At 31.0% G+C, this 15,264-nt stretch carries 13 protein-coding genes; 1 reads left to right on the forward strand and 12 read right to left on the reverse strand.

Going from position 1 to position 15,264, the window contains the following annotated elements:
* Positions 1-5: 5 nt before the first annotated feature.
* The 5 genes from rnr to H3143_RS02320 all read right to left on the reverse strand — a co-directional run bounded on the left by rnr (position 6) and on the right by H3143_RS02320 (position 5,170).
* On the reverse strand, positions 6-2,174 hold the full coding sequence (gene rnr / locus H3143_RS02300; RefSeq protein ID WP_182078601.1) for a ribonuclease R: 2,169 nt from the start codon (positions 2,172-2,174) through the stop codon (positions 6-8).
* A 32-nt stretch (positions 2,175-2,206) separates the two neighbouring features.
* Entirely contained in the window at positions 2,207-2,440 is a 234-nt protein-coding gene (gene secG, locus H3143_RS02305; RefSeq protein WP_182078602.1) for a preprotein translocase subunit SecG, read from the reverse strand.
* Positions 2,441-2,483: 43 nt separating this feature from the next.
* Complete coding sequence (gene whiA / locus H3143_RS02310; protein WP_182078603.1) at positions 2,484-3,371, reverse strand: DNA-binding protein WhiA; 888 nt, start codon at positions 3,369-3,371, stop codon at positions 2,484-2,486.
* Complete coding sequence (trxB, locus tag H3143_RS02315; RefSeq protein WP_182078604.1) at positions 3,372-4,313, reverse strand: thioredoxin-disulfide reductase; 942 nt, start codon at positions 4,311-4,313, stop codon at positions 3,372-3,374. It abuts the gene before it with no gap.
* A gap of 77 nt (positions 4,314-4,390) precedes the next feature.
* Positions 4,391-5,170, reverse strand: a complete 780-nt coding sequence (locus H3143_RS02320; RefSeq protein ID WP_182078605.1) for a helix-turn-helix domain-containing protein — start codon at positions 5,168-5,170, stop codon at positions 4,391-4,393.
* Positions 5,171-5,239: 69 nt separating this feature from the next.
* Between H3143_RS02320 and H3143_RS02325 the strand changes: the two genes are divergently transcribed.
* Complete coding sequence (locus H3143_RS02325) at positions 5,240-6,358, forward strand: hypothetical protein (protein ID WP_182078606.1); 1,119 nt, start codon at positions 5,240-5,242, stop codon at positions 6,356-6,358.
* A gap of 81 nt (positions 6,359-6,439) precedes the next feature.
* Here H3143_RS02325 and metK read toward each other — a convergent pair whose 3' ends face one another.
* The 7 genes from metK to H3143_RS02360 all read right to left on the reverse strand — a co-directional run bounded on the left by metK (position 6,440) and on the right by H3143_RS02360 (position 15,258).
* Complete coding sequence (gene metK, locus H3143_RS02330) at positions 6,440-7,561, reverse strand: methionine adenosyltransferase (RefSeq protein WP_182078607.1); 1,122 nt, start codon at positions 7,559-7,561, stop codon at positions 6,440-6,442.
* Between the two features lie 103 nt (positions 7,562-7,664).
* Positions 7,665-8,627, reverse strand: coding sequence for a tRNA (adenosine(37)-N6)-threonylcarbamoyltransferase complex transferase subunit TsaD (gene tsaD / locus H3143_RS02335; protein WP_182078608.1), 963 nt, complete (start codon positions 8,625-8,627; stop codon positions 7,665-7,667).
* A gap of 28 nt (positions 8,628-8,655) precedes the next feature.
* Positions 8,656-10,059, reverse strand: coding sequence for a type 2 periplasmic-binding domain-containing protein (locus H3143_RS02340; protein WP_228444765.1), 1,404 nt, complete (start codon positions 10,057-10,059; stop codon positions 8,656-8,658).
* A 13-nt stretch (positions 10,060-10,072) separates the two neighbouring features.
* Positions 10,073-10,918, reverse strand: a complete 846-nt coding sequence (locus H3143_RS02345) for an ABC transporter permease (RefSeq protein ID WP_182078610.1) — start codon at positions 10,916-10,918, stop codon at positions 10,073-10,075.
* Positions 10,911-11,840: an ABC transporter permease gene (locus H3143_RS02350; RefSeq protein ID WP_182078611.1), complete on the reverse strand. Its 930-nt coding sequence runs from the start codon at positions 11,838-11,840 to the stop codon at positions 10,911-10,913. Before H3143_RS02350 ends, H3143_RS02345 begins: the two co-directional genes overlap by 8 nt.
* Positions 11,833-13,335 (reverse strand): ABC transporter ATP-binding protein, encoded by a 1,503-nt coding sequence (locus H3143_RS02355; protein WP_182078612.1) that lies wholly within the window; start codon positions 13,333-13,335, stop codon positions 11,833-11,835. Before H3143_RS02355 ends, H3143_RS02350 begins: the two co-directional genes overlap by 8 nt.
* Before the next feature lie 414 nt (positions 13,336-13,749).
* On the reverse strand, positions 13,750-15,258 hold the full coding sequence (locus H3143_RS02360) for a hypothetical protein (RefSeq protein WP_182078613.1): 1,509 nt from the start codon (positions 15,256-15,258) through the stop codon (positions 13,750-13,752).
* Positions 15,259-15,264 lie beyond the last annotated feature (6 nt).

Below are 15,264 nucleotides of genomic sequence, written 5' to 3' on the forward strand. Positions count from 1 at the left end.
TGTGATTATTTATTATCTTCGTGGATGGCAAAATCAATGCGTTTAAGTCGTTTATCTGCTGATAATAGTTTGACATCAACGATATCACCGATCTGATATTTCTTATGGGTGTTTCTGCCAATTAAAGAATCAGTATTTGGATCATATCTGTAATAATCACCGTTAATATTATTTAGTCTTACTAAACCTTCAATGCCGTTATCTAATTCAACAAACATTCCAAAGTTGGTAATGGCATTAACTGTTACGTTATGATATCAATTTCCTAGGAAATTGCTCATATACTTAACATATAAGAACGCATTAACATCACGTTCACAATCAACAGCTACTAATTCTTGTTTATTGATTAGTTCACATCATTCTACAAGATGAGATTTTAATTCTTCTCTTTGAAGATCAGTGTATGCATCTTTATCAAAGACAAACATTCATAGAATTCTGTGAACGATATTATCAGCATATCGTCTGATTGGTGAAGTGAAGTGGGTGTAGTGTTTTGAAGCTAGTGAGAAGTGTTTGGTGTTTTCAACTGAATAGTAAGCCTTATTCATTGAACGTAATAAGAGTTTATTAATTAACTTAATCTTTTTATGATCAGCATTATTGGTTAATCACTTTTGAATATCAGTTGATTTAATACTGTTTAAATCACCAAAGATTTCAAAGTTTAGCGCTCTTGCCCAGTTTGAAAAACTAGTTAGTTTGTGAACTGGTGGTTTTGGATGAACTCGGTAGATGAAATCAAGATTGTATTTGCTTGCAAATAAACAAACCGCTTCATTGGCTGCTACCATGAAATCTTCGATCATTTCTTGAGCTTCACCATGAGGTTTTTTAACGATATTAATCGGTTCAAAACGATCGTTTAATTCGATTGAAGTTTCATCAACATCAAACTGTAAATAACCACGCTTGATCTTCATTCGTCTTAGAATTTTAGCCAACACTCTAGAATCATCTAACATCTGACGAATTGAAGAATCAACTTCTTTAAGATCGTTTATAGCACTGAAGTATTCATTTACTTCTTCATAACTAAAACGTTTATGTGAGTTAATGATTGCTGGGTAATAATCATGACTCATGATCTTACCAGTACCATCAATCATTAAATCACCAACAACAACGAACTTATCAACCCCTGGATTTAATGAACACAGATCGTTTGATAATTCTTCTGGTAACATCGGTATAACTTTATTAGCTAAATACACTGATGTTGCTTTAGTTCTTGCTAAACGATCCATTGGACCATCAAACTGCACATAGTGACAAACATCAGCAATCGCTACTTTTAAGTTATAACTGTCTTCGTCGATCTTTTTAACATAGATCGCATCATCTAAATCAAGTGCACTAGCTGGATCGATCGTGACAAAAGATAATTCTCTTAAATCTTTACGAATTGCTTTTTGGTGATCATCTAGTTCGTATTTTAAGCTTTTAGCTTCGTTAATAACATCTTGACTAAAGCTTGGTTCAATCAGATGATTGTATGCAATCGCATCAATATCAATTCCAAGATCTTCTTTAGATCCGATCTTTTTAACTAAAGCCGCTTTAATTACACCGTGATTGATTTCAACAACCTCAAACATGATGCGATCATGTTCTTTTAGTTCTAGATAATGTTTATCTAGAACAACTTTATAGATTAGTTTAGGATCATCAGGGATCACTAAATACTCATCACCTGTATCTTCATATGTTCCTACGTATCTAGTTCTAGCTCTTTCAACTACTTTTAAGATACAAGCATCAGTTAAATCATGCTTGTATCAATCGTTTTGCACACTTAAAGGAGCAAATTCAACTAGATCGTTGTTTAAGGCATTGTTTAGATTGATATTATGAACATAATATTTAGATAACTCTTCATTTTCCAACTTAATGAAGCCATTACCATTAGTTCCAATTGACAATCTTCCCACCATGATCTTAGATAGATCTGGTGCAGAGTTTTGATAACCTAATACAACCTTATTGTTTGCTAACTTCTTTAATTGACCGTCAAGTAGCATCTTATCAATCTCTTTGTAGATTGCAGTCTTGGTGTATTTGTTATCTAGTTTTTTAACAATAATCCCTGGTGGGATTGGTTTTTTATCTTCTAATCTTACGATTTGTAAGATATCATTAATGATCTTTTGCCTATTGTTATTATTGTTCATAGCAGCTATATTTTGTAACAGATGATAAATTATTATTTAATTACGAAATGATAAATTAATCCAAGGATTAAAAATAACAACATTAAAATAAACATCACGATCTGTAAGACCTTGATAATTCCACGGTCTTTGGTCTTTTTAAAGATCTCAAGATCTTGTCCAGATAGTGATGCTAACCCTCCAGTTGTTCCCGAGTTAGATAGCCCTAATCCTACGATTAGTGCAAGAATTGCTAGTACAAAAAATGTTATTTCAGTTGGATTCATATCGTCATTAAATTTATTGATTTCGATAAGTAATTATAATAATTTAATTTTTTAATTGTTTATATAGCGTTTTGACTTTTTTATTATAGTGAGCCAAACCAGTTCTTGTGATCTGATAACCTTGTTTTGTTAGTAGTTCACTAAGTTCACTTAGTGAAGCTGAAGGGTTGTTAAGTTTGGTATAACAATAGCTTTTAAATAATGGTTTTTGTTCTTGAAAGGTTTTGTCATTAACGATCATTTGAATCATTGGGATTAAGGTGTTATTCAGATCGATCGTTTTGGTTAGATTAACGATATCAAGATTATTAGATAGTTGAACTTTTCTTACTAGTTTGCGTTTAAGATTACTATCTTCATATTTAAACATGCAATCAAAAGCATTGATGTAAGCTAGAAAGTCAATGATCTCTTGTGTTTTTTTTAAATACAAAATGTATTTATTTTTACGCGTGATAAGTTTAAAGTTATTAAACCCATTTTGGATCAACAAATCATTTACCAACCACACTTTGTGTTCATTACTAAAGATCAATTCTAAATGATGATCTTTAGCACTAAACGTTGATAAATTTCCAACACTTAAAAACAATCCACCAAAAAACGCTCTTAGTTGTTGTTCTTCTAGTTCTTGATTATCTAAACTCAATAAGGTTGAATCTAATTTAAAAATAAGTTCATACTCATGCTTTTTTAATTGGTTAATCCGATGAGTATGTCTAATTTCATTCTTTAATTCTTGATTAAGCAAGATTAAGATTTTTTTTAAAAAGATGATTGTTTTAGGGTGTTGAGAAGTATAACTTTGATAATGATCATTCACAAGTTGTAACTTATCAAAGATCATGCCATTTAAAAAATACTTAGCATTTTTCTCATCTAAGACTTGATCACAGATCTCACTTTTAACCTCTTGACTAAAAGTGACCATCTATTTATTTAGTTTGAAAAAATCGTTTACAGCTAATGCTGCAATTGTTCCATCTGAGATTGCAGTTGAGATCTGTCTAATTTTTTTATGAACACAGTCTCCTGCTGCATATAAACCTTCAACACATGTTTTTTGATTAGCATCAACTAATACATAACCTTCTTCACTTAAGACATTAAATGACTTTAAAAAACTAGTGTTAGGTACTGCACCAATATAAGGGAATAAACAATCCACTGTTAAATCTGTTGATTGGTTATTCTTTAAATTCTTAACCTTAATTCCTTTAAGAGTTTGATCACCTAGATAACTATCAACAACATGAGAAAGTAAGAACACTACGTTCTTTTTTTCTTTAAGTTTATTTACTGCATAACTATCAGCTCTAAATTCATCTCTTCGATGAATTAAATAAACTTTATTACAGATCCCTGATAAGTATAGTGATTCTTCAACAGCAGCATTACCACCACCTACTACAGCTACATCACGATTCTTATATAGTGGTCCATCACAGATCGCACAATATGAGATTCCCTTGGTTTCAAACTTAGCTTCATTTTCTAAACCTAATTTACGTTCAAGTGTTCCAGTAGCTACAATTACAGCTTTAGATAATAGGGTTTTATTATCTAAATAAGTAAAGAAGTAATTTTCTTGTTTTTCAAGACCGGTTACTTGAGAATAAAAGATTGGCACTGATAAACTGTTTAATTGATTAAACATATTAACAGCCAAATCAGGTCCTTTGATTGAAGCAAATCCTGGGTAGTTATCAATAAAACCAGTTTTTAGGATCTTTCCCCCAGGTGCTGAACCTTCAACCACACAAACATTAATGTTGGCACGCTTAGCATAGATTGCTGCAGTAATACCAGCAGGACCACTACCTATAATTACTAGATCAAATAGATCATTTTTTCCATCAACTCGATATGACATATTTTTTTATTTTTTACCTTTTTTAAAAAATTTGAAGATTTTTTAATTAAAAAATCTTCGTTGCTTCTTTTGTATATTTATATTCGTTTGCGATTAAGCTTAGTTAACTCTTCATCAGTTAGTTTAGCTTCAATCTTAGTTTGGTAATCATGGAATTCTAACTTAACATCAAGACTGTTAATTCTAGAATCCGGTAACAAGTGAAAAATCTTAGATACAGCCAAGATCTCATTTTCAATATTGAAGTAAACTGAATACGTTACTAAATAATGATGATCTAGCTTATCAGGTTTAAGTAGGTCTTTTACTGGTCCTAGATCATTACACACCATTGAAAACTGTTTGTGTCGTACAACAGGTTGACCATTTTCAGCAAACATCACAAAGTCTTGGAACGACATCGCACTAGTATTGTGATAAACAAGTAACTTGCGGTTTAACAATACTTGGTTAACAAAGATTGCATCTTTGTTCTGATCATAATAAATTACTTGATTGGTTTTAGGAAAAGCAGATGATAAGAAATCATCTTTAGCCGCTAATTGCTTAAACGTATTGATATCATACTGATTAAATGGGGTTCGATATAATTCAGTATGTTCATAACTGGTAACTTTATCAAAATCTAAGAAGTTAATAAAAAAACCTGTTTTATAATCTTTATGAACAAAATAACCAGGTTTTGTATTATTGTCCAAAACGTTGTAATTACATAAAACTGAGAATACCTTACGAATCAGATTACGTGAAAGTCCAAATTTGATTGACAACTGACGTTCTGACGGTATTCTCTTATTTGGTAGCCACTGCTTTGATTGAATCTTTAAATAGATATAAAGTAAAACAGTATTATACATGGTTTTTTAATAAAATATTGACAATTGCTGGTTAGATTATAAAATTATTTATAAAAATTTTATCAATTTATGAATCCTTTCGCACAATGGATTAAATTAGTTGAAAGACTCCACTATGATAGTGGTTATGTTTTTTGTAATATCGTCGATTTAGTTTTAATTAGTCATATCAACTATCATAAAGCTAATACACCATTAACCTTTTTTTTGATCTATGATCAAAACTTAAATGAACTATTAATCTTTGATAATAGTAATGGTTTTAGTTATTACGAACTAATTAGTTTAAGTAATTTTTTCCAAAGTGATAACGAACAATACCATGGGTATTTTAGGTCATTAATTAAGTTAGCTGACCAGTTTGAATTCTTTAATCAAGGTGCAGCTGAAGAAGTTGGGTATTATTTCAAACTTCATAATCTTAATGATCAATTACTCTTTAATGATCTAAAGCAAATCCAAAGAGGGGAATATTATAATCGCACTAGTTTTGCGAACGGAACTTTAATTAGATTAAAGCAATTAAAAGTTCCTTATGAACTTAATGATTTTAAGGTGATCGCTAACCAATTAAAATTGATTTATCAAAAGTTTATTAATACTAATAAACTTAAGTTTTATGTCCTATATAAAAAAGGTCAAGAGTTTTATGATCTTTCAACCAACCCTTTAAATAAGTTAACTAATTTAGATCAAGCAAAACCGCTTGATAAAACTAAAAAGCCAGTTTTAGCAAGTTTAAAGGATGGTAAAAAACGAATTAAGGTTAATGAAACAATTGAATGAAACAACCAAAAGATCTATTTAAATGGTTATCTCGGAATTCTTAGTGAACCTGATTTTAAAAAAGCCGGGATCTATCTATATAACAACAACAAACTAATTAAGGGGATTAATGTTTATGATCGTTATCGCCCTGAACTATTATTTGGTTGTGCTGATCATTTAAATAATACGCATTTATACGGTGAGTTGGAGTTAGCTAATCTATCAACAGGTTTGTCTAGTGATCTATTTGAATATGATGCTAAGTTTGAAAAACAATTACTTAAGATCTTAATCAATCTGGTTGGGGATAAAAACCACGATGAACCTGATAAGATTAGTGGACAGATTAAAGTTTTAGCCAAACAAAAGAAAGCTAGTCCTCCACCAACTAAGAAGACAAAGAAGATCGATTCGCTTTAGAATAACATGAATATTAAAAAACGACATTTCATCTTGATCAGAATGAAATGTCGTTTTCTTTTGCTTTTAAAATATCTCTTATTATTTATTAACCATCTTTAAGATCTGATCAAGATAGATCGTATCTTCAAAACGATATTGTTTTTCAGATTTACCAAAATGACCGTATACTGCTAAATTAGAATATTTAGTGGTTTTTAGTTTTAGTAGATCAATAATTGTAGCTAAATCATGGTTAAAGATCTTTTTAACAATCTTATTAATTAAATCTAGTTCTACAGTATTAGTATCAAAACAATTAACAACGATATCAAGCGGTTTATTTAACCCGATCGCTCATGAGATGATTACTTCACATTGAGTAGCTAGTTTTGCTTTAACAATGTGTTTAGCAATCCATCTAGCATAATATGCCCCTGAGCGATCCACCTTAGTGTAATCCTTACCACTATAAGCACCACCACCATGGTGAGCATAGATTCCAAAACTATCTACTAATAGTTTTCTACCAGTTAATCCAGTGTCAGCAGTTGGACCACCGCTGACAAACAATCCTGAAGGATTGATTAGTGCTTCATAATTTTTATTAAAACCATATTTGGTAGCAATCTCATCCATGATAAACTTTTTAACAAAAAGTTTAAAAACACTTAGATCAACATTTTCTTCATGTTGAATTGACATCAAGATTGTTTTTAATTCAACTTGATTATCATCTAGATAATTCAAGCTTACTTGAGCTTTCATATCATACTTAGCATGATTAAAAGTATTGTTATCAATTAGTTCTTTAGCTAATCGCACAAGATCGTGTGCCATCATAACTGCTAAAGGCATTTGATTGTTGGTTTCATCACAAGCATAACCAACGGTGATCCCTTGATCACCTGCACCGATCTTGTCATTTTTTTGATCTACCGATTGAGCAATATCATGAGATTGCTCATTGATATTAGCTATAATCGTAAAGTCGCTACGATCATAACCAAATTGATTAACCACTTTTCAAGCAGTATTTACATAATCAACGCTTGCTTTAGTACTAATCTCACCCGCAATAATAATCAGGTGGTTACAAGCCATTACTTCGCAAGCGACACGACTGTTTTGGTCTTGTTTTAAACAAGCATCTAAGATTGCATCTGCAATCTGATCACAGATCTTATCAGGGTGTGCGCTACCAACACTTTCAGCAGTATACACACCTTTTCTGTTATGGTTTAAATTAATAATATTCAGAGTGAAATACCCCTTAGTTTTTAATAATCATCATTAAATTATATAAATAAAAAAATTATTAAACGAATTATTCGTTTAATAAATATTGCGCGTAATTAATGATCATAGCAGCATTATCACCAGAGTAGATTTTTTTGGGAACTAGGGTTTTGATATCTAGTTGTGTTAATTCATCTCTTAGATAACTATTAGCACTTACCCCACCACCTAATAAGATTGTTTGGTATTTGGTGACTGCTTTGTTAATCACGTTTTTAACGCGATTGACAAAATCATCAATAATGAATTTTTGAAATGATGAAATCACTTCAACTAAATTAAATTCAGGTTTATTTTTATTTAGTTCGATGTAGCGTAATACCGCAGATTTAAATCCTGAATAACTAAAAGCTGATAGTTTATTTGTTTTTAAAAATTCAACCGTTTCAGCTTGTTCGATGTCGAACAATTGATCGATCTTAGCACCTGCTGGATATTTTAAATCTAATGCTCGACCAACTTTGTCATACACTTCACCGATTGCATCATCTAGTGTTTCATCGATTAAAGCGATTTTAGATGGTGATTGAACATCATAAATTGCAGTATGCCCACCACTAACAACAATTCCTAATACGGGATAAACAAGATCACTTTTCTGATACATACAATCACCATCATCAATCATTGGTGAATAGATATGTCCATATAAGTGATTGATTCCTTTTACCGGTATTTTTAATAAATAACCCAAGGTGTTAGCAAATACTTTTGCGACATGTAAACAGTTTAATAACCCAGGAGTTTCAGTGTATGTAATCAGATCAATCTTATTGATTGTTATATCAGCTTCAGTTAGCGCTTCGTTAAGAGTTTCATGCAAGATCTCTTCATGATAACGGGCAGCAATCTCAGGGACAACACCACCATAATTAGCATGAACGCTTGATGATGATTTCGTTTTAGTTGTAACGATCTTTTGATCAATCGATATTGATATCGATAAATCATCACAACTAGATTCAATCCCCAAAATTACTTTATGATCCATAATTACTTAATTAACTGTAAGTATTATTTTACCGCAATCAATTATCTTTAAATCGCGCAAACGCGTTAACTAAACTTGCTTTTTGAATATCATTCAATGGAGCTTCAATAAAGTTAGTTACGTTTTTAACATCTTTAATAAAGTAAGCTGAATTGATGTTTTCAGATAATTCTTCTTGATTAGGAACTTCTAATCACCCTTCAGCAGCCACTAAACCATTTTCTGGATCTGAGATCTTTTTAAGTGGTGAAGTGTATTGCACGTAGTTGAAGTTTTCAAGCGGTCCGTTTTTATAAATCGTTTCAGGATCTTCAGTTAATACTTCTTGAAAATCAGCTAAAGTTTGATTAACCCCTTCTAAAGCAACTTTTCTAATCACTTTATAAGATTGTTCTAAAAAACCGGGAAAATGACGGATATTTAGTTGGTTAACAACAATTAAGTCTAATGCTAATGGGGTGTTAACTGGAGTAACAATATGAAAATCTTCACTTGTTGGTTTTAGTGGATCATCTTCTTCACCATGAAACTCACCACCTTGTGCTGAGAAGATTGCATCCCCATTAAACATGATTCCACCATTAATTCTGCCACTATCTAAGTTGTTTAAAATCACACTTGAGTCAGAGTTAAGTAAAGCCGTTGAACGGTTATTTGTTGCTAGATTGTGAAAATTAATTCCAGCGTCTGCAATCTCTTGATAAACATCAGCAAATTGATTCAAAGTCAATTGACTTGGTGGAGGGTTTACTGAAACTTCTTGATTATCTTTAGATGTTTTAATAATATTAGCAATCGAATATAATGAACGTTCGTCTTCAACAATCCCTAAGCGATTATTATTAAAACGATCGCGGTATTGCTCACTACTAATCGTGTTTAAGATATCATACCAACTACTTTGATGATCAACTAAAGAATCAATCTTAGCACCACGGTAAGCAAATACTAATGATTGAAAGAAATAAGGAACAGCATAATCTAATAGATTAACTGGTTTGTTATCAATTGAATAACTCGTTAAAACTTTTTGCACATCATCTGTAAATAAAGCAAGTGCATCAGTTGAATTTTTAATTGGCACTTCTTGATCTTCATCATTTAAATAACTTAGATCAAATTGTGATCAATCTAATTTTTGTAAGATCCCTTGATGAATTAAATCTAAAACAGCATACGTTGATAATGTACCAATCGTATAAGTTTCATTTTTAAAATTAGTGATCGCTTTTTCATTTGATGCAAAAGTATCAAATTGCAGATTATTATAAGTTTGTCTTAATTCAGATTGCAAATTTGGAGACATGTATGACTCAAAATTTGCATAAACAAAGTTACGGTTTAATAAGTTGTTTCCGCCTTCACAACTAGCTACTAAAACTGATGATAAAGCTAAAGCAGAAACGATTAATTTTACGGGTTTTTTCTTCATTTTTATACATAAATTAGTTGTGAATTGATCGAGCAACTTTTTCCTTATAATTAATTCTTTCAGTAATTGCTTTTTTGATTACTGAAATTGCTGTAGCCAAGATTCCAATGAATACTAGAATAGCCCCAAATGCGATTGCTCAACCTTTAATCCCTTTAGCAATAGAATACAATTCTGTAGCAATCGTTCTAGCTGAACCTCTTACATAAGAAGTGATAATGAAATCATCAAATGATGTGGCAAAAGCAATTAATCCACCAACAATTAGTGCAGGTGTTAGATAAGATAAAGTAATCTTGAAGAATGTTTGGATCTTGTTGTAACCTAAATCTTGTGAAGCCAAGATTAAGTTTGGATTCATTTTTAACATTCTTGGATAAATTGATACCAATGCAAACGGTGCACTAATTGAGATGTGTGAAACGATGATTGTAAATAGACCAAGTGGTTGGGCTAATGACACTCATGTTGCAATAAAGAAAATTATTAAACTTAAACCAGCAATAATATCAGGAACAACAATTGAAGTGTTTGATGATGAAATCATCAGTTTTTGATAAACCTTTTTATTTCTTCAGATTCCAAATGCAGTGATTGTTGCAATAAAAACTGAGATCGGAGTTGATACAAAAGCAACAATCAATGAAGTTGTTAAAGGTGTTAAGAAATCACCTTCAGCTAGTGCCATATAGGTTTCAAACGCCTTATTTGGATCGAATTGACTAAACGTTACATTAACGTTTCCTCTTTCAGTCACACCATTGAACGATAAAACAACGATGACAAATAAAGGTAAATAAATAAACAATAAGATGATAAAGATATAACTTTGTCTTAATACTGATTTAAATTTATCCATTATGATCTACTGCCCCCTTAATTTTATTTTTAAGTGCTGAGCGTTTTTTTAGATAACTAAACACTCTAGGAACTACAAAGAATAAGGTATAGAATGCTAAGATAAGGATCGCTAAAGTAAGACTTAACGCACTTGCTTGAGAAATAGCCACTCTAGATTCCAATCCATTAGAACCTAATGATAATAAATAACCACCAATCAGTTCACCATCATTAGCATTATTAACAAATCGTCCAATCCCAGCTGTAGTAAATGAAGGTAATAATACTAATGTCACACCTGAGATAATCGCATTCTTACAATAAGGAATCACGATCTTAAAAAAGCTCATGAAGTAGTTATATCCCAAGTCTTGTGAAGCTAACATGTAGTTCTTAGGCATTGAGATTAATACCGTATAGATAGGTAAGATCATGAACGGCATGAAAATATACACCAATCCTAATAAGGTTCAACCATCACCAAAAGTACTGTTAGCTTCACCAAAGATTAAATCTAATAAAGATTTAAGCCCAATTACTTTAATTAAGAAACTGTTTCAGATTGGTGCAGTTACTAATGCCACAACACTGTATTTGAATAACTTACTTTTAGTGATTGATAAGATGTAAGCAAATGGAAAGGCTATTACTAAACAAATAATCGTACAAGCAATTGCTAAACCAAAAGATTTAAACATCTTTGTAATAGTAAAGTTATCAACGATTGAAAAGTTCTCAGAAACATTAACACCAATAGTTCTACCATCTTGAGTTTGCACACTAAAAGGTGTAAACGCATTAACTAAAACAATAATTAATGGGATGATGAATAGAATTAATAGTAATAACGAATAAGGAAGAATTAACCAAGTCTTTTTAGGAGCCTTTAAGGTTTGAGTGATGGCATTTAAATTTTTGATCGATCTAAAATTTTTAAACATCTTCTTCTTTCCTCATCATGTGAACATCCATCTCGTCGAATTTTAAGCCAACGATTGATCCAACTTTAACTTCGTCGATATTATCAACTTTGATCATCGTTTTATCACTCATTAAACATTCAACTTCTCATAATACTCCTTTATAAGAAGTTTTGATTACTTCAACGTTGAAAAAGCCTTGGTCTTTTTCAACAACGTCAAAGTCTTCTGGACGAATTAAAACACGAACTTGATCGTCTTTTTTGAATTCGTATTCTTCATCAGTGTCAATAATATCACCAGAGTTTAGTTTGATTTTGTAGTCACCTAAATAGGTTCCATCAAAGATGTTGGCAGCACCAATAAATCTAGCAGTTCATTCATTGATTGGAGAGTCATAAATCGCATTAGGTTTACCAACTTGTTCGATATCACCTTGAGACATAACTACGATCTTATCTGATAGTGATAAAGCTTCTTCTTGATCGTGGGTAACTAAAATAAAAGTAATATTTAATTCTTTATGAATTCTTTTAAGTTCGTTTTGTAATTGTTTTCTCACTTTAGCATCTAATGCACTTAATGGTTCATCTAATAATAAAGTTTCAGGTTCAATTACTAATGCGCGAGCTAGTGCAACACGTTGTTGCATCCCACCTGATAATTCAGAAGGATATTTATCTTCTTTACCAGTTAAACCAACAAGTTTAATCATATTGTTGGCACGTTCTTCGATCTCTTTTTTAGTTAATCGTCGAGTTAACACTTTGTTTTCAAAGTGTTCTTTTTTCATGATTGGATAGGTTTCTCAATATGAAGTTCACCCATCAGCGTTTTCTAATTCTTTTAAGACCTTATCGTACTTAGTGTCGATTGGAATCTTCTTTTGATAATTAGTTTTTAATTCAACGATCTCTTGATTAAGTCGATTGATTTCAGTTTGTTCGTAAGCTTCAGATAATTTAGCTTCTAACTTAATCAATTCTTCTTGGTACTGAGCAAAACGCATTTCATCGTTTTCTAGCATCCAATCACTTTTTTCATACTCTTTACGGATCTTATCTAATTTATTAGATAGATCGTTTTTCTTTTTACTAAGATCCTTGATTTTATCAGCAGCTTTCTTTTCAGCTTCTTTTTGAATTTTTTCAGCTTGAACAGCTAATTTCGGATCGGTGTTTTCTTTAGGAACACGCATAATCTTAAGACCATAACAAACGTTGTTATAAACAGTCATATTAGGGAATAATGCGTAATCCTGAAAAACAGTCGCAAATGGACGTTTGTGAACGGGCATATCTTTAATATCTATTCCGTTAATCTTTATTTGTCCATAAGTTGGTTGTTCGAACCCAGCTAATAATTTTAACGTTGTTGTTTTACCACACCCTGATGGTCCTAACAATGTTACAAATTCAGACTTATTAATATCTAGATTTAGATTTCTAACGGCAACAAAACCATCGTCAAAAGTTTTATTAACGTTTCTTAGCTGAATAAAAACCTTATCTTCCAATTCCAGTTAATCCTTTCAATTTATCTTTAAATTTTTGTAGTTTGAAAAATACAGATAAAATTATAAAGTTTTTTTGCAAAAAAATTTCAAAAAAATACATAAATTTTTTTTCGATTTTTCTTGTAAGAAAAATGGTTACTTACAAAACTTGTTAAAACCTTTTAAAATAAGGGTTTTGTTGAATTTTTAAGTAGCTAATTTTTTCAACATTTTTAAGGAAGTTTTTTATTATTTTTTCCTTATGGATTTTCTTATAGATTTTTGAAGCAAAAATTATGTAGTTTTTTTAACTAAAAATGAGTGAAAATTTAAGCCTAATTTTATAGGCATTTCTTGAATGGGATTTATAAATAAAAAAATGATTACCTTAATCAAGATAATCATTTTTTCGATATGTAATTAAATATTTCTGATCTATGCGAATCTAACAATGAGAGCTACTGTAATTGTTGCAATCGCTAAGATCACTAAAAGCGAAACAAGTAAGATTGATTTAGTAGAACCTTTTTTAGGACTGTTCTTTGTCTTTCTTGAATTAACAAGATCTTTTCTTGAGTCAACTGATCGACTACGTCCTCTTGTCGTAGATGGATCAGATTCAGTTCTTGTGCCTACTGCTACTTGTTCATAATTAGTAGGATAAGATCTTGATTTAATTTGATTGTCTAGTTGTGCTTCTTTTTTAATCTGCTCATCGATTTGTTTGAAAACTGAAGATCTATTATCATTTCCATTCAGAACCATTTTTAGTTCATCAGAACCTGCAGGATCTTCCTTAGGTTCTACACTTTTCTTAACTTCTTGTTTATATGCAGCTTGCTTTAAAAAATTAGCAGTAGCTACATTACTATTACCAGTTTTGATGTAACGATAAAGATTACTCTTATCACCATTAGTAATCTGATCGATATCAGATTCTATCTCTTGCATATTAACCGTCATCTTCTTAGGTGTAAGAGACGGATCATTTTCAAGAGAAAGTTGAATTTTTGAATCAGTTTCAATTAGATCATCATTATCATGTTGAAAACTACTATCTTTATCTAGTAGATCATCATCTCCTAAATAAAAGTCAATGGCAGTTGTTTTTTCAATCCTGTCATCACGATAATTGGGTTTAGTTATTACAAGCTCTTTATTATTAAATTCCTTAATAATAGAAGAAGCTTCAAAAATGTTGTTTTTATCAACTTGTTGACTAACTAAAGTATCAAGAGTTTTAGAATCAAAATCTAAATCGTGATCATTAAACGTGTGATCTCGTTTAATAGGATCAGATTGTGGAACTAAAGATCTATTCAACTTGTTACTCTCAAAATTAGTTGGTTCTAATTTAAACTCAACAGTTGTCAACTTTTCAAAATCAGTTTCATGAACAACTTTCTTCTCATGAACTGGTTGATTTACCTTTTGAATTGACGATGGATTAAATGGTTGATTATTTCTAGAAAAATTAGGAACAGCTCTTTCAGATTGTGGAGAGAAATTGAAAATGTTATCTTTTTTAGGATCTATTTCAACTTCACGTTTAACAAGCGTTACATCGTGAACACTCATCGTATTAAACGTTCCAGTGTTTGGACTATATAGATCTGTAATATGTTCAATGCTTAAGTATTCTGTTGCAGTTTTACTATGTTTTTTATCAGGAACGATAATCTCAGATGGAACATTTAATAAATCTTCATCATCGTATTCTTCAGTTACTAAAACACGATCAGTTGAGTGAAGTGGTTCAGAATGTTCATTATTAAAAAATGAATCTTTATTATAGCTTTCGCTAAAAGATCCATCTTTTGAATGTTCATCGTTTTTTTTGATATCTTCGTCACTTAAAATATCGTCTTCTTCGATCAAGAAGTCTTCAGTTCTATTGATTAATGCATCGCTAATTAAGCGACCTTTTTTCTTGTTATGATCCATAAAACA

The sequence above is a fragment of the Mycoplasma tullyi genome, assembly GCF_014068355.1.
Lineage (GTDB): Bacteria > Bacillota_I > Bacilli_A > Mycoplasmatales > Mycoplasmoidaceae > Mycoplasmoides > Mycoplasmoides tullyi.